This window comes from Variovorax multivorans (assembly GCF_051216835.1).
Taxonomy (GTDB): Bacteria; Pseudomonadota; Gammaproteobacteria; order Burkholderiales; family Burkholderiaceae_C; genus Variovorax.
Genome location: NZ_JBPJZL010000001.1, coordinates 72,678 through 87,474, shown reverse-complemented (window position 1 = coordinate 87,474; position 14,797 = coordinate 72,678). Strand labels below are relative to the sequence as shown.

14 protein-coding genes are annotated in these 14,797 nt (G+C 67.1%); 10 read left to right on the top strand and 4 right to left on the bottom strand.

Annotation, left to right across the window (positions count from 1 at the left end; all coding sequences use genetic code 11):
• Positions 1-888: a LysR substrate-binding domain-containing protein gene (locus ACSFCA_RS00405; protein ID WP_435458650.1), complete on the bottom strand. Its 888-nt coding sequence runs from the start codon at positions 886-888 to the stop codon at positions 1-3.
• Between the two features lie 78 nt (positions 889-966).
• Here ACSFCA_RS00405 and ACSFCA_RS00400 point away from each other — a divergent pair, with 78 nt between their 5' ends.
• Complete coding sequence (locus ACSFCA_RS00400; protein ID WP_435458262.1) at positions 967-2,136, top strand: MFS transporter; 1,170 nt, start codon at positions 967-969, stop codon at positions 2,134-2,136.
• 32 nt (positions 2,137-2,168) lie between these two features.
• Positions 2,169-2,792 (top strand): pyridoxamine 5'-phosphate oxidase family protein, encoded by a 624-nt coding sequence (locus ACSFCA_RS00395; RefSeq protein WP_435458261.1) that lies wholly within the window; start codon positions 2,169-2,171, stop codon positions 2,790-2,792.
• 76 nt (positions 2,793-2,868) lie between these two features.
• Here ACSFCA_RS00395 and ACSFCA_RS00390 read toward each other — a convergent pair whose 3' ends face one another.
• From ACSFCA_RS00390 to ACSFCA_RS00380, 3 genes are all read right to left on the bottom strand, one after another.
• On the bottom strand, positions 2,869-3,030 hold the full coding sequence (locus ACSFCA_RS00390; RefSeq protein ID WP_165403270.1) for an HHHH-motif protein: 162 nt from the start codon (positions 3,028-3,030) through the stop codon (positions 2,869-2,871).
• 159 nt (positions 3,031-3,189) lie between these two features.
• A complete protein-coding gene (locus tag ACSFCA_RS00385) occupies positions 3,190-4,485 on the bottom strand; it encodes an MFS transporter (RefSeq protein ID WP_258354627.1) in 1,296 nt (431 codons plus the stop codon).
• Between the two features lie 75 nt (positions 4,486-4,560).
• Positions 4,561-6,423, bottom strand: coding sequence for a M48 family metallopeptidase (locus ACSFCA_RS00380; RefSeq protein ID WP_435458260.1), 1,863 nt, complete (start codon positions 6,421-6,423; stop codon positions 4,561-4,563).
• Positions 6,424-6,620: 197 nt separating this feature from the next.
• On the opposite strand from ACSFCA_RS00380, the gene ACSFCA_RS00375 reads away from it, so the two are divergent.
• The 8 genes from ACSFCA_RS00375 to ACSFCA_RS00340 all read left to right on the top strand — a co-directional run bounded on the left by ACSFCA_RS00375 (position 6,621) and on the right by ACSFCA_RS00340 (position 14,763).
• Positions 6,621-7,418: an SDR family NAD(P)-dependent oxidoreductase gene (locus ACSFCA_RS00375; RefSeq protein ID WP_435458259.1), complete on the top strand. Its 798-nt coding sequence runs from the start codon at positions 6,621-6,623 to the stop codon at positions 7,416-7,418.
• Positions 7,419-7,431: 13 nt separating this feature from the next.
• A complete protein-coding gene (locus tag ACSFCA_RS00370) occupies positions 7,432-8,292 on the top strand; it encodes a CmcJ/NvfI family oxidoreductase (protein ID WP_435458258.1) in 861 nt (286 codons plus the stop codon).
• 128 nt (positions 8,293-8,420) lie between these two features.
• A complete protein-coding gene (locus tag ACSFCA_RS00365) occupies positions 8,421-9,644 on the top strand; it encodes a multidrug effflux MFS transporter (protein ID WP_258354631.1) in 1,224 nt (407 codons plus the stop codon).
• Entirely contained in the window at positions 9,644-11,104 is a 1,461-nt protein-coding gene (locus ACSFCA_RS00360) for an MFS transporter (RefSeq protein WP_435458257.1), read from the top strand. Before ACSFCA_RS00365 ends, ACSFCA_RS00360 begins: the two co-directional genes overlap by 1 nt.
• Before the next feature lie 20 nt (positions 11,105-11,124).
• A complete protein-coding gene (locus tag ACSFCA_RS00355; RefSeq protein WP_258354633.1) occupies positions 11,125-11,769 on the top strand; it encodes a paraquat-inducible protein A in 645 nt (214 codons plus the stop codon).
• Positions 11,766-12,488 carry a paraquat-inducible protein A gene (locus ACSFCA_RS00350; RefSeq protein ID WP_435458256.1) on the top strand — a complete coding sequence of 241 codons (723 nt, stop codon included), beginning with the start codon at positions 11,766-11,768 and terminating at the stop codon, positions 12,486-12,488. The genes ACSFCA_RS00355 and ACSFCA_RS00350 overlap by 4 nt, the downstream gene beginning before the upstream one ends.
• The gene (locus ACSFCA_RS00345) at positions 12,485-14,134 is read left to right on the top strand and encodes a PqiB family protein (RefSeq protein WP_435458255.1); all 1,650 of its coding nucleotides are present in this window, start codon (positions 12,485-12,487) and stop codon (positions 14,132-14,134) included. The genes ACSFCA_RS00350 and ACSFCA_RS00345 overlap by 4 nt, the downstream gene beginning before the upstream one ends.
• Complete coding sequence (locus ACSFCA_RS00340; protein WP_435458254.1) at positions 14,131-14,763, top strand: PqiC family protein; 633 nt, start codon at positions 14,131-14,133, stop codon at positions 14,761-14,763. Before ACSFCA_RS00345 ends, ACSFCA_RS00340 begins: the two co-directional genes overlap by 4 nt.
• Positions 14,764-14,797 lie beyond the last annotated feature (34 nt).

Here is a 14,797-nt window from a genome sequence, read left to right as displayed (position 1 = left end):
CTAGGCGCCCCCGGCCTGCATCTCCTCGAACCACTCGGCCACGTACGCCGCCTCTGGTGTGGCGTCGGGCGCCAGGCCGTAGTAGTAGCGCTCCAGCGTCATGCGCAACGCGGGCAGCGGCGATTGCAGGCGGCCTGAAGCCAGGTCGTGCGACACCAGCGAGGTCGGCGCCAGTGCAACGCCCAGTCCGTCGACCGCGGCCTGGAGCACGAAATGCAGGTGGTCGAACTGCAGTCGACCCGCCGGACGGGTGCGCGGCGCACCGACCTGCTTCTTCCAGTCGTCCCAGTCGTCCTTGCGCGTCTTGGCCGACAGCAGCACGTGCGAGGCGAGTGCGCGCAGATCGGGCAACGGATGCGCCTCGAACAACGCTGGCGCGCCGACCACCAGTACCTCATCTTCGAGAAAGGGCTGCACTTCGATTGAAGGCGGCCAGCCGTCGAGCCCGCGGCGCACAGCGATGTCGAAACTGTCGATGGCCTGCTCGGGCATGACGGTGCTGGTGACGACCTGCGGCTCGATGTCGGGGTAGCGTTCGACGAAGGAGGGCAGGCGCGGAATGAGCCAGCGAACCGCGAAAGAAGGGCGCACGTTGATCCGCACCGCGCGGGCCGGCCCCTGCAACTGCAGCGAGCGCGCCGCTGCGCCGATCTGCGCGAGCGCCGGCTCAACCTCCGCGAAGAACTGCTGCCCCTCGGCGGTCAGCGCGACCTGGCGGATGCGCCGCTCGAACAGTGCGACGCCAAGGAACTCTTCCAGGCTCTTGATCTGCCGGCTCACGGCGCTGTGCGTGACGTGCAGTTCGAGCGCCGCGCGCGTGAAGCTGAGATGGCGAGCCGCCGCGGCAAAGGCGCGCACGGCGTTGAGGGGAGGCTCTCGAAGCGGCATGCGTGCAATTTTCTCACGCATGGCGGGCGTTTATGTCGTTTGTCGGCGCGGCATGTGGCGGCGCACCATCAGGGCTCGATGTCACGCACCCAACCCGCTCCCAACCCCACCCCCACCGACCTGAATTCCCGCCATGCGGCGATGGCGCTCGGTCTTTCGCTGCCGGCCGACGTCGTGCTCTATCTGCTGTTGCCGATGTACGCCGGCCAGTTCGGCGTGACGCTGGCCGAGGCTGGCATGCTGCTCGCGGCCAACCGACTGGTGCGCATCGCCGGCTATGGATTCGTTGCGCGCTTCTATGCCCGCAACGGCGACCGGCTGACCTGCACCATCGCCGTCCTGGCAGCGGCAGTGTGCGGGCTGGGCTATGCCACGCTCTCGGGCTTCTGGGCGCTGCTGCCGCTGCGGCTGATGTGGGGCCTGTGCTTTGCGGCGCTGAATTTGTCGACCCAGGCGCTGGCCACGGCCGACCCGTTGGGCGCGGCTCGGCGCAACGGGCGTTCGCGGGCGTTCATCGCGGTGGGGCCTGTGCTGGCGCTGCCGCTGGGGGCGCTGCTGGCGCACTGGACCGGGCCGCGCACGATCTTCGGCATCCTTGCGGTGTTCTCGCTGCTTGCGTGGTTCGTTGCGCGGCGGCTGCCGATGGCGCCGCACCCTGTGGCTAAGCCGAAGCGGCGCTTCAGCCGGCCCAACAGCCTGGACAGCTGGTCGTTCATGGAAGGGTTGACGCTCGACGGGCTCTTCATCATCGGCCTCTCGTACCTCGGCAAGGACCTGCTGCCGGGCGGCGCGGTGATCGTGGCCGGCGTGCTGATGGCGCTGCGCTACCTTGCGGAGATTCTGCTGAGCCCGGTCGGCGGCCACATGGCTGAGCGCTTCGGCGCCGAGCGTTTGCTGGTGAGTCTGTCGCTCGTCACGGCCATCGCGCTTGTCGGCTTCGGCCTTGGCTGGCTATGGAGCTGCGCGGCGCTGATCGTGGTGCTGCGTGCCCTGCAATTGCCCCTGCTGCCGCCCATCGTGGCCCGGCGTACGCCCGGCCCGGAGCGTGTGCAGGCGCTGGCCGCGCGTTCGGTGTGGCGCGACATCGGCGCAGGCACGGGCCCCCTGATCGCAGGCCTGCTGTTGCCGGTTGCGTCACCGCCGTGGATCTACGGCGTGGCCGCGACGCTCCTTGCGCTGGCGGCGCTGGCCTGCGGCTGGAACAGCGCATCGCTGCCTGAAGCCGATACTGCGCGCACGGCAGGTTGAACCATCACATTCTTCAATCAGAAACCATCGCCATGACCACGACACCGCACGCCATCGACACCGTGACGAAGCTCGAAGCACTGTTCGGCCAGGCCGGCGAGGCCTCGCTCAAGAAAGAGGTTGCGTACCTGCACCCGGCCTACCAAGCGCTGATTGCCGCGTCACCCTTTGCCGTGCTTGCCACCACCGGCCCCGGCGGCCTCGACGCCTCGCCGCGTGGCGACCCGCCGGGCTTTGTCGCGGTGCAGGACGAGAAGACGCTGCTCATGCCCGAGCGCCGCGGCAACAACCGCATCGACAGCCTGCGCAACATCGTGGCCGACCCGCGCGTGGCGCTGCTGTTCCTCATTCCCGGGGTGGGCGAGACGCTGCGGGTGAACGGCAGGGCGCACATCACGGTCGAGCCGGCGCTGCTCGAACGCCTGGCAATGGACGGCAAGCCGCCGCAATGCGTGATCCGGATCACCGTCGATACGGTGTTCTTCCAGTGCGCCCGGGCGATCCAGCGGTCGAAGCTGTGGGCGCCGGTGCCGGCGGATACGAAGCGCGAAGTGCCGACGCCGGGGGCGATACTTTCGGCGCTGACCGCGTCGGAGTTCGATGGGGAAACGTATGACCGGGAGCTGCCGGCGAGGCAGCGGGCGACGCTGTATTGACTTGAAAACCTGTTTCGGTCGCCCATGAAAAAAGCCCGCATCAGCGGGCTTTCTCAAGCGGTTTGCACCGAGGGAATCAACGCACCCAGTGGCAAACACGGTGGTGATGACGCGCGTCCCACTTGCACACCTTGTGCTTCTTGGGATGGTACGGCGCGGCCGAGGCGATGCTCGGTGCCAGCATGGCAAGGCCGGCGAACGCGAGGATGCTGGAGAGGATGAGCTGCTTGGTCTTCATGGGGTTCTTTCTAAGCAAAGACATCGATCAAAGGGATGCGTCGTTCAACGGGCGCCCTTGCAGAACGCCCTGGAGTCACATTTAGATGACATTTGGTAGCGGTTGTGGCGTGAAAAATTGCACGGGGCACAGGGCCAGGGGCGTTAGGGCTAACCCGCATCAGGTCCGCCCAGGCGCAGCCTGCTCGGTGCGCGAGTCGTGCCCGATGATCAGCACCAGTCCGAATGCCACCGCCGACAGCAGCGCCAGGAAGATCACGGCGTAGATGTCATTGCCCATCCGGTCCTTCAGCGCGCCGAAGATCGTCGGGCCGATGTAGCCGCCCAGGTTGCCGATGGAGTTGATCCACGCAATACCTGCCGCGGCCGCGGTGCCGCTCAGGATGGCGGTGGGCAGGGTCCAGAAGGTGGGCAGTGCGCTGAAGATGCCGAAGGCGGCCAGCGTCACGGCGGCCATCTTCGGAATGGGCGCGCTGGTCTGGGCGGCCAGCACCAGGCCGACGAAGATGCAGGCCAGCGGAATCAGCAGGAACCACTTGCGCTCCTTGCGCGCATCAGAGGCCCGCGTCCAGAACAGCATCGCGATGGCGCCCACCAGGTACGGGAAGGCGTTGATGAAGCCGATCTCCACGTTGCTCAGCCCGCCGAAGCCCTTGATGATCTGCGGCAGGAAGAAGCTCAGGCCGTACAGCGGCACGGTGATGCCCATGTAGACAAAGCCCAGCCCGATCACGCGCGGGTTCAGCAGCGACTGCTTCCACGAGATCTTGTTGATCGACTCGCGGTTGCGGCGCTCCGAGTCGAGCGTCTGCTCCAGCCAGCTGCGCTCTTCGGTAGTGAGCCACTTGGCGTCCTTCGGGCCGTCGGGCAGGTACATCAGCACGAAGAAGGTCAGGATCAGCGAGGGAATCGCCTCGAGGATGAACAGCCACTGCCAGCCGTGCATGCCGCCGACGCCGTCCATGTTGAGGATGTAGCCAGAGATCGGCGAGCCGATCACGGTCGAGATCGGAATGGCGAACATGAACCAGCCCACGATGCGCGCGCGGTACGCAGCCGGAAACCACAGCGTGATGTAGAAGATCACGCCCGGGAAGAACCCGGCCTCGGCAATGCCCAAGAGGAACCGCACTATGTTGAAGCTGGTCGAGCCGCCCACCCAGGCCTGGGCTGCCGAGAGGATGCCCCAGCTGAACATGATGCGGGCGATCCAGCGGCGCGCGCCGAAGCGCTCCAGCGCCATGTTGCTCGGCACTTCGAACAGGAAGTAGGCAAGAAAGAAGATGCCGGCCGCGCTGCCGAACACGGCGGCAGTGAAGCCCAGGTCCTTGGACATGGCCGCGCCGGCAAAGCCGAGGTTCACGCGGTCGAGGTAGGCGATGAAGTAGCTGATCATCAGCAGCGGCAGTAGCCGCCAGCTGATCTTGGAGATGGTTCTTTGTTCGACGGGGTTCACGGTTGGTTGTCTCCGGTGTTGGATGGTTTTATGGAGCTTGTCGGGAAGGGGAAGGGCGGGCGTTGCCGCCGGGTGTCATGACTGCTGTTGTTGCCGTTGTTGTTGCGCCCTCATGATCTGGTGCCGTTGCCAGTGGCGTCCGGCGATGGCCTTGAAAGTCTCTTTCTGCTTGCGGAAGCCCGCGAGCTTTATCTTGGTTGTGCGCGCGCCCAGCAAGCCCTTGTCGTGATGGGTGACGACGAGGATGTCGCCGAAGGCGTTGTCCTGGTAGGTCAGGCCCTTGACTTCGTCCCACGAAATCGTCGAGCCGCCATCGGCAGTACGGTGCAGGCCGGTGTAAGTCACGTCGATGCGGTCACCGTTCTTCAGCGTGAAGCTGACAGGCGGAAAGTGGCGCAGCACCACCGCGCGCTCTTCCTCGGTCGCGGGCTCGTAGCGGTAGGCCAGGCTCAGCTCGTGGTTCTGCACGAAGCGCTGCTCGTACTCGCTCCACAGGCGCTGCTCGATGGCGGGGGCGGTTTCGATGTCGTCGGCCCACGAGGCCTCTGGCGCGGTCGCGACGATGGCGCCGTAGGCTGCTTCGGGCACGTGATGGCCGACGTTGCGCATGCGCTCCAGCAGCGGCGGATGGCTGTCGTAGGGGTGCGGCACGTCAGCGGTCTTCATCGCCTCGATGAACGCGTCCGAGCTTGCATAGGGTGGCAGGCCGTCCGCGACGAAACGGGCGATGCCCAGCGCGCCGTCATGCTCGCGGTTCTGCGCGAACAGCTTGCGCTCGACGTCGTTGCGGTAGCTCGCGTAGGCCGAGATCTTGATGAGCGACTGCACGATGGCATGCGGCGCCGTGAGGCCGGCGGCCACGCGGTCGGCCTTGTATTCGCGCTCGCGGCTGTCGCGCGCCAGGGCGAACGAGAAGATCATGCGGTACAGCCGCAGCAGGTAGTGCGCCACGATGGTGAGGCCGCCGCTGCGCATCTTCCAGGTGTATTGGTCGAACTGCAGCAGCTTGGGGCCGAGCGCCGCGCTGCTGCGGGTGTCGCCGCCGCCCAGGTGGGCCAGTTCGTGCGCGAGCACGGCATCAGCTTCGGTCTGGTCGAGCACGCGCAGCAGCGGAAGGCTGACGAACAACGTGCGGCCTTGAAAGGTGCGGCCCTTGACCTCGCACGGCGCCTCGGTCACGAAGAAGTTGGTGTCGATGCCGGCCACGATCTGGTCGGGGGGCGTGGTCTTCACGCGACCAGCCAGCTGCCGGATGCGCTCCCAAAGGCGCGGTGCGTCGGCCTGTGAGATCAGCTCGCCCTCGATCTCGTTGCCCCAGGGCAGCTTCTTGAACAGCGTGTAGATCGCATAGAACACCGCCGCGCCGGCCGCGATGCCCGCCAGCGCGATCAGCTTGACGTAGTAGCTCTGCCAGAAGTACGCGGTGAGCCAGAACGACAGCCACACCAGCATCGCGCTTTGCAGGACGACCTCGACCGCGCTCGACACCGTCATGAGCCGCCAGCCGGCGACGAAGCTGGCATAGCGCAGGCCTCTATTGGCAAAGGCCAGCGCGCCCAGCACCAGTGCTGCCGCGAGCAGCGCGGCGCCGAGCACGATGGTCCAGATGGCGGCGCGGTCGGCCCAGTGGAACTGCCACTGCATCGAATAGGGGCTGCACACCTTGTCGTGGAAATTCTTGTCTTCCGGCGCTGTGGCGTCGCAGGCCTTGGAGAGTGGATGGCTGCGGTAGAACTCGGTGGCTTCGGTCTTGTCCGCGGCCGACAGGCGGGCATCGCCGGCGATGCGCTTTTCTATGGCCTGCAGGAATTCCGCATCCTGCGAACGCAATGCGTATTCAGTGAAGACCAGCGTTGCCGCCGGAATGGCGAACAGCGACACGAGCGTGAGAAGAAACACGCGCAAGAGATCGGCATGGATCGTGCGTGCGAGGGCCATGGGTGCTGCTCCTGGATAGCGATTGCTGTGAGTTGTTGTAGACGGTCCGGGAAGGCGATAGGGTAGCGGGCGCGGCGCGTGCAGTGAAGCCCGGTGCAACGTCAAGCAGCGCCGCGCACCGACCTGCCGCCGAATAAGGTTATCCCTTTTGCATCGTTCCGAGGCCCGGGGTGCAGGTATAGCCTTCGTGCTCATTCATGACTGTCACCTCCGTCACTCCATCTCCGTCGTCGTCTGGTTCAGGGCCGTCGCCCGTTGCATGGATCGCCGGTGTCGGCGCCAGCGCGGGCTTGGGTGCGGCACTTGCGCGGCGTTTCGCGGCCGAAGGTTTCATCGTTGCGCTGACCGGCCGAACGCAGGCCCAGCTCGATGCGGTGGCCGGTGAAATCGTTGCGGCCGGCGGCCGGGCCCATGCCTTCACGGGCGACGTGGCGAGCGAGGCCGAGATGCACGGCATCGCGCAGAAGGCGAGGGCGCTGGGCCCGCTCACCGTGGCCATCTTCAATGCCGCGAGCGGAGTGCGTGCGCCGACGCTGGAGCTGTCGGTCGACCAGTTCACGCAGGCCTGGCGCACCAGCGCGCTGGGCGGGTTCATCTTCGGGCACGAGGCGCTGCGCGGGCTGCTGGCCAATTCCTTCGAGGCGGCTGGAGCACACGCACGCGGCACCTTGCTGTTCACCGGCGCCACCGCGGCGCTGCGCGGCAAACCGCCGTTCGCGGCCTTCGCCGCAGCCAAGGCTGCGTTGCGTTCTTTGAGCCAGAGCCTGGCGCGCGAATTCGGCCCGCAGGGCATTCACGTGGCGCATGTGGTGATCGATGGCGGCATCGACGGCGAGCGCCTGCGCAACAACGCGCCGCAGCGCGTGGAACAAGCCGGCGACGACGGCCTGTTGCAGCTCGAAGCCATCGCCGAAAGTTACTGGCAGCTGCATGTGCAGCACCGCAGCGCATGGACGCAGGAACTCGACCTGCGGCCGTTCAAGGAACCGTTTTGAGGAGTCACGCCACATGAGCGTCGGATCGAATGGACAGATGCTTGCCGCCACGCTGCCCTCGGTGGAGGCAGAGCTCAACTACCTGAAGGCGGGCCAGGGCCGGCCCGTGAGCTACACCTTCGAGCCGCCGCCCGGCACGCCCTGGGTAACGGGCGAACTGGAGCCGCGCCGCGTGACGATTCGCGACGGCCGCCCGCTGGTGGCGCTGAACGAGCTGACGCTCGACCGCAGCGGCTTCACGCAGATTTCGCATCGCAGCGTGCTCGCCGACTTCTCGCAGGACGCCACGATCCGCGACATCTACTACCGCGAAGCCGAGGCCCTGTTGCGCGACGTGACGGGCGCCGAGAAGATCGTGGTGTTCGACCACACGCTGCGCGACAGCGCACAAGGCTCGCGCCGCACGGCCGAGTTGCGCGAGCCGGTGCGCCGCGTGCACAACGACCAGACTTTCGTCTCCGCGCCGCGCCGGGTGCATGCCCATCTGCCGGCCGAAGAGGCCGAGGAGCGCCTGAAGCACCGCTTCGCGATCATCAACCTGTGGCGCCCGCTGGCTACCGTGGAGCGCCTGCCGCTCGCGCTGTGCGATGCGCGTTCCATCTCGCCCAATGACTTGGTGCCCAGCGATCTGGTCTACCCCGACAAGGTGGGCGAGACCTATTCGTTCACCTGGAATCCGGAGCACCGCTGGTACTGGTTCCCGCGGATGCGACCCGACGAGGCCCTGCTGCTGAAGATCTACGACTCGCGCGAAGACGGTGTGGCGCGTTACACCGCGCACACCGCGTTCGAAGACCCGACCGGTTCGCGCGAGGCACCGCCACGGCGCAGCATCGAGCTGCGCGCGCTGGTGTTCTGGCCGGCTGGCAAATAAGTTGAAACTGTTCTTCCGAACAAAGTTCTACAACCTCTTGCCCACCCGATTCTTTGCCCTGAATTAGCACCACCCGGGCGCTGACCCCACGCCTGCACCGATCGCCGCCCTTGGCGACAATCGGTTCAATGCGTTCTTCCCCTTTCTTCAAGATGGCCCTGCTGCTGGGCCTGCTCTCGGCCATCGGGCCTTTCGCCATCGACATGTACCTGCCGGCGCTGCCGGCCATCGGACAGAGCCTGCACGCCGACATTGGCGCGGTGCAGATGAGCCTCACGGCGTTCTTCCTGTCGCTCGGCGCGGGCCAGTTGTTGTACGGCCCGATCTCCGACATGGTGGGCCGCAAGCCGCCGCTGTATGCGGGGCTGCTGCTGTTCGCGCTCGCCAGCGTGGGCTGCGCGATGGCGACCGACATCCAGACGCTGATCGTGCTGCGCTTCGTCCAGGGCCTGGGCGCCGCGGCCGGCATGGCGATTCCGCGCGCCGTGGTGCGCGACCTGCACACCGGCACCGATGCCGCGCGGCTGATGTCGCTGCTGATGCTGGTGTTCAGCGTGTCGCCGATCCTTGCGCCGCTTGCGGGCAGTGCTGTGATCGCGGTGGCTGGCTGGCGCGGCGTGTTCTGGGCCGTGACCATCGCGGCCGTGGCGGGCCTGGCGATGATGGTCAAGCTGCTCGATGAAACGCGCCCGGCCTCGGAGCGCGTCGAAAGCAGCCTCGGCAGCGCGCTGTCGGCCTACTGGCTGCTGCTGCGCGACAAGCATTACCTCGGGCTGGTGTTCATCGGCAGCTTCGCGATGGCGGGCTTCTTCACCTACCTGGCGAATTCGTCGTTCGTGATGATCGACCACTACGGCCTGTCGCCCGCGCTCTACAGCGTGGCCTTCGGCGTGAACGCTGCGGCCTTCATTGCGGCCTCGCAGTTCACCGGCTCGCTGGGCGAGCGCTACGGGCTGGTCAACCTCGTCAAGTTCGGCGTGGTGTGCTGCGGCGTGGCAATGGTCGCGATGTTCGTCTACTTCGCGATGGGCGGCGACAACATCTGGGTGCTCATCGTCCTGTACTTCATCGCCTCGGGCTTCATGGGCCTGGTGATTCCGACCACAGGTGTGCTCGCGCTCGAGATGCACGGCGCCATCGCCGGCACGGCCTCGGCGCTGCTGGGCACGCTGCAGATGCTGACGGGCGCACTGGCAATGGCGGTGGTGGGCCTCTTCACCGACGGCCGGCCGCTGCCGATGGTGGCTGGCATGGCCGGCGGTGCACTCATCGCGCTGGTGCTGACCTGGCTCACGCTGGGCGGCGTGCGCTCCGAGCCCACTGAAAAGACAGGAAGGGCGCAGCAAGCCTGATGAACACGGTACACGCTGGCGCCGGGCTCCCGGTGACCGAAGACAACAACACAGTCCACAAACCCATCGACGGGCTGGCCCAGCCGGAGCGCGGCTGGGCGATGCTGGTCATCATCCTCGGGCTGATCGTGGCGGTGCTCGACGGCACCATCGTCAACCTGGCGCTGCCGGGCATCGCCCGTGAGCTGCAGGCCAGCCCGTCGCAGGCGATCTGGGTGGTCAATGCGTACCAGATCGCCACGCTGGTGATGCTGCTGCCGCTGGCTTCGCTGGGCGATCTCGTGGGCTACCGGCGCGTGTACCTGGTGGGGATGGCGGTGTTCACGCTGTCGTCGCTGGCAGCCACCTTTGCCAATTCGCTCGGCACACTGATCGCGGCGCGCGCCTTCCAGGGGCTGGGTGCCGCCGGCATCATGAGCGTGAACGCGGCACTGGTGCGGCTGACGTATCCGTCGGCGCAACTGGGCAAGGGCATGGCCATCAACTCGCTGGTGGTCGCGACTTCTTCGGTAGCCGGGCCTTCGGTTGCAGCGGCCATCCTGTCGGTGGCCTCGTGGCCTTGGCTCTTTGCCATCAACGTGCCGCTGGGCCTTGTCACCTTCGCGCTGGGCATGAAGGCGCTGCCGTTCAATCGCGTGGCGCCGGCGGCAGGCCTGCGCTTCTCGCCGATCGACGTGGCGCTCAACGTGCTGATGTTCTCGCTGGTGTTCCTGGGTGTCGACCGGCTCGGCGTGCGCGAAGGATCGGTGCAGGGCGCCACGGGTTCGCACGCTTCGGCGTGGGGCATCCTGCTGGCGGGTGTGGTCGTCGGCTTCATCTATCTGCAACGCCAGCGCAAGCAGGCGGTGCCGCTGTTTCCCATCGACCTGCTGCGCATTCCGGTGTTCGCACTGTCGATGGGCACTTCGGTCGCCGCGTTCTGCGCGCAGATGCTGGCCTACATCGCGCTGCCGTTCCTGTTGCTCGACGTGTATGGGCGCAGCCACATCGAGGCCGGGCTGCTGATCACGGCGTGGCCGCTGGCCATCGTGGTGATGGCGCCCATCGCCGGCCGGCTGATCGGCCGCTACCCCGACGGGCTGCTGGGCGGCATTGGACTGGGCCTGCTGGCAACGGGGCTGGCGCTGCTGGCGGCGCTGCCGGCAAACCCGGGCGATGCCGACATCGCCTGGCGCATGGCGCTGTGCGGGCTGGGCTTCGGGCTGTTCCAGTCGCCCAACAACCACACCATCGTGACTTCGCCGCCGGCGCACCGCAGCGGTGCGGCCAGCGGCATGCTCGGCACGGCGCGGCTGACCGGGCAGACGCTGGGGGCGGTGGTGCTGGCGGGCGTCTTCAGCGTCTGGAGCCCGCACGGAGGCCACGGCCCCGTGGTGGCGCTGGTGCTGGCGGCCAGCTGTGCCGCGGTGGCGGCGGTTTTCAGCACGCTGCGGCTCAAGACGACAAGTCCTGGCGGCTGAATGAGTTAGGGTACTCACCTATGAAGGAAGTACCTGACACCGTGGTCTGCCCGGGGTGCGATGCGGTCTACAGCCGTGCGCCCCTGCATCCGCGCGACGTGGCGCACTGTCCGCGCTGCGGCACAGAGCTCGGCCGGCACCCCGGCCAGCAGGAGCGCCGCATCCTTCCGCTGACGGTGGCCTGCCTGATCATGTTCGCCATCGCGAACCTGTTTCCCATCGTCGAGATCGAGCTCCAGGGCCTGCGCAGCCAGACCACGCTGGCCGGTGCGGTGGTGGCGCTTGGCGCCGAGGGCATGTCGCTGGTGGCGCTGCTGGTGCTGGCCACGACCATTCTTTTTCCCTTTCTGCAGCTGTGCATCCTGGCTTACCTGCTGATTCCGCTGAGCCGCGAGCACCGGCCCGTGGGTTTCGCGCTGCTGGTGCGGGCCATGCAGTCGCTGCGGCCCTGGGGAATGATCGAAGTGTTCCTGCTCGGGGTGCTGGTGGCCATCGTCAAGCTGTCGAGCATGGCGAGCGTGGTGCCGGGGCCGGCGCTGTGGGCCTTCATGGCGCTGACGGTCATGCTGACGGCGGTGCTGTCGTTCAACCCGGGCGCGTTCTGGGAAATGACTTTCCGCCCGAAGGGCGAACCCAAGGCTGAAGAAGACGGGGCGTCGGCATGAAGCTGCCTGCCTTCCTCGAGCGGCACGAACACCACGACGAAGACGCGCCGGTTCTCACCGCCGCCTCGCTAGGCCTCATGGCCTGCCCGCATTGCGCCGCCGTCTGGAAAGACGCCGAGGAGGGCGACGCCTGCGGCCGCTGCGGCACGCACCTGCACACGCGCAAGCGGCAGAGCCTGAACCGCACATGGGCCTTCCTGATAGCGGCCTGCATGATGTATATACCGGCCAACCTGCTGCCGGTGATGATCACGCGCACGCTGTTCGGCGCGCAGTACGACACCATCCTGAGCGGGGTGATCTATTTCTGGGTGTCGGGCGCCTACGGGCTGGCGGCCATCGTCTTCATTGCGAGCTTCCTGGTGCCGCTGTTCAAGCTGGCGGTGCTTTTTTTGCTCGTGGTGCTGGCGCAGCGCGGCAGCACCTGGCGCCGGCGGGAGCGGGCCAAGCTGTATCACATCATCGAAGTGATCGGCCGCTGGTCGATGCTCGACGTGTTCGTTGTGTCGCTGCTGACCGGGCTGGTGCAGATCCAGGGCTTCGCGGTCATCACCGCGGGCGTGGGCATCGCGGCCTTCGGGTCGGTGGTGGTGCTGACCATGCTGGCCTCGCTGAGCTTCGACCCGAAGCTCACGTGGGACAGCAAGGAGGCGCAGGCCACCCTGCAGGAGAACGAAGTTGCGCAGGGACATGAAAACAGGGACGAGAAACCAGCATGAGTGAAGAAGACCAACCCCAGGACAAACCGGCGCCGTCTGCCCAGCCCCCGCTGCCAAAGCCGCGCGTGGTGCGCCGGCGCGAATGGTTGCCCTCGCTGATCTGGCTGATTCCCATCGTGGCCGCGCTGGTCGGCGTCACGCTGGTGGCCCGCATCCTGCTGGAGCGCGGCCCCGAAGTGGTGCTGACCTTCAAGACCGCCGAGGGCCTGGAGGCCGGCAAGACCGCCGTCAAGTACAAGGACGTGCAGATCGGTCTCGTCACTCACCTGCGGCTGGCGCGCGACCGCTCGCACGTGCGCGTGCTGGTGCAGTTCAACAAGGAGGCAGAGAGCTTCACCGCCTCGGACTCGCGCTTCTGGGTGGTTCGGCCACGGCTCGACACCTCGGGCATCTCGGGCCTCAACACCTTGCTGTCGGGCGCCTACATCGGCGCCGACGCGGGCGTGTCGAAGGACACCGCGGGCGAGTTCACCGGGCTCGAGACCCCGCCCATCGTCACGCGCGACGACTCGGGCAAGCAGTTTCTGCTGCGCGCCAACGACGTGGGCTCGCTCGACGTTGGCTCGCCGGTGTACTTCCGGCGCGTCAAGGTCGGGCAGGTGGCCGCCTACGAACTCGACGGCGACGGGCGCGGCGTGACCATGCGCGTCTTCGTCAACTCGCCCTACGACAAGTTCGTGGGCATGAACACGCGCTTCTGGCAGGCCAGCGGCATTGACGCGCAGCTGAGCGCCAGCGGCTTCACGCTGCGCACGCAGTCGCTGGCAACCATCCTGCTCGGCGGCATCGCGTTCCAGGCGCCCGACGACGCGATGGGCCCGGTCGCCAAGGAGAACGCCGCCTTCACGCTGGCGCAGGACGAAGCCGCCGCCATGAAGGAGCCCGATGGGCCTTCGCAAACCCTGCTGATGTACTTCAACCAGTCGCTGCGCGGGCTTACGCCGGGTGCTCCGGTGGACTTCCGCGGCGTGGTGATCGGCGAGGTCAAGTCGATCGGCGTGGAGTTCGACCGCGCCGAGCGCGAGTTCCGCATGCCGGTGCTGGTGCAGGTCTACCCTGATCGCTTGCGCCGCCGCGCCGGCGAGAGCGGCGTTGAATCTCGCGCTACCCAGCAGGAGCGGCTGCGCTTCCTGACCGAGAAGGGCTTGCGCGCCCAGTTGCGCAGCGGCAACCTGCTGACCGGCCAGGTTTACGTGGCGCTCGACTTCTTCCCGAAGGCGCCGCCAGCAAAGATCGACCTGAGCAAGAACCCGATCGAGCTGCCCACCGTGGCCAACAGCCTCGACGAGATCCAGTCGCAGGTGCAGGAGATCGCGACCAAGCTCAACAAGGTGCCGTACGAGCAGATCGCGGGCGACCTGCGCACCACGCTCGCCACGCTCAACAAGACGCTGACGGCCACCGAGCAGACGGTGACCCGCATCAACAACGACGTCACGCCCGAGCTGGCCGCGGCCATGAAGGACGTGCGCAAGACCGTGAACAGTGCCGAGCGCACGCTGGCCGACGATTCGCCGCTGCAGCAGGACATGCGCCAGACGCTGCAGGAGCTGACGCGCGCCGCTGGCTCTGTGCGCGTGTTGACCGATTACCTCGAACGCCACCCCGAGTCGCTGCTGCGCGGCAAACCGGACGACAAGAAATGAAGAAGAACCACCACCTCGCATTCGTGGCGGCGGCAGCGCTGGCCGTGCTTGCAGCAGGCTGCGCAAGCAAGCCCGACAACTACTACACGCTGGCGAGCCCGGTGGCCGCCGCCGAAGCCGCGCCTTCAACGCTCGGCAGTGCCGCGCCGCTCTACATCGAACTCGCGCCCGTGGCCGTGCCTGAGCGCTTCGCGCGGCCGCAGATGGTGGTGCGCCAGCCCAACGGCAGCGTGCAGGTCGAGGTGCTGGAACAGCACCGCTGGGCCGCGTCGTTCGAGAACGAACTGCGCGATGCGCTGGCCAGCGGCATCGCCGGGCGGCTCGGCGCGCTCGACGTGACCAAGGGCGGCCGGCAGAGCTCGCAGCCAGTGTGGCGCATCGCGGTGCAGCTGCAGCAGTTCGACGCGGTCGACGGCGGGCGTGTCGATGCGAGCTTCAACTGGACGCTGCGGCGCTCGGACCAGGCGCGCACGGTGGTGTGCCAGCTGAACCTCGGCGAGGCCGTGGGCAGCGGAATGGACGCGGTGGCGCAAGGGGCGCAGCGCGTGACCTCGGCGGCTGCCGCGGCGATGGCGCGCAGCGTGAGTGCGGCGCGTGCGAATCCGTCGGCGACCGCCTGCGTGACCTGATTCTTTCTCCCCGCCTCGGAGAAGAAAAAAGAGG

Bases quoted from the DNA above. Each gene is read 5' to 3' on its own strand.
- ACSFCA_RS00405 (WP_435458650.1), bottom strand. From the start codon at position 888: ATGCCGCTTCGAGAGCCTCCCCTCAACGCCGTGCGCGCCTTTGCCGCG.
- ACSFCA_RS00400 (WP_435458262.1), top strand. From the start codon at position 967: ATGTCACGCACCCAACCCGCTCCCAACCCCACCCCCACCGACCTGAAT.
- ACSFCA_RS00395 (WP_435458261.1), top strand. From the start codon at position 2,169: ATGACCACGACACCGCACGCCATCGACACCGTGACGAAGCTCGAAGCA.
- ACSFCA_RS00390 (WP_165403270.1), bottom strand. From the start codon at position 3,030: ATGAAGACCAAGCAGCTCATCCTCTCCAGCATCCTCGCGTTCGCCGGC.
- ACSFCA_RS00380 (WP_435458260.1), bottom strand. From the start codon at position 6,423: ATGGCCCTCGCACGCACGATCCATGCCGATCTCTTGCGCGTGTTTCTT.
- ACSFCA_RS00375 (WP_435458259.1), top strand. From the start codon at position 6,621: ATGACTGTCACCTCCGTCACTCCATCTCCGTCGTCGTCTGGTTCAGGG.
- ACSFCA_RS00370 (WP_435458258.1), top strand. From the start codon at position 7,432: ATGAGCGTCGGATCGAATGGACAGATGCTTGCCGCCACGCTGCCCTCG.
- ACSFCA_RS00365 (WP_258354631.1), top strand. From the start codon at position 8,421: ATGCGTTCTTCCCCTTTCTTCAAGATGGCCCTGCTGCTGGGCCTGCTC.
- ACSFCA_RS00360 (WP_435458257.1), top strand. From the start codon at position 9,644: ATGAACACGGTACACGCTGGCGCCGGGCTCCCGGTGACCGAAGACAAC.
- ACSFCA_RS00355 (WP_258354633.1), top strand. From the start codon at position 11,125: ATGAAGGAAGTACCTGACACCGTGGTCTGCCCGGGGTGCGATGCGGTC.
- ACSFCA_RS00350 (WP_435458256.1), top strand. From the start codon at position 11,766: ATGAAGCTGCCTGCCTTCCTCGAGCGGCACGAACACCACGACGAAGAC.
- ACSFCA_RS00345 (WP_435458255.1), top strand. From the start codon at position 12,485: ATGAGTGAAGAAGACCAACCCCAGGACAAACCGGCGCCGTCTGCCCAG.
- ACSFCA_RS00340 (WP_435458254.1), top strand. From the start codon at position 14,131: ATGAAGAAGAACCACCACCTCGCATTCGTGGCGGCGGCAGCGCTGGCC.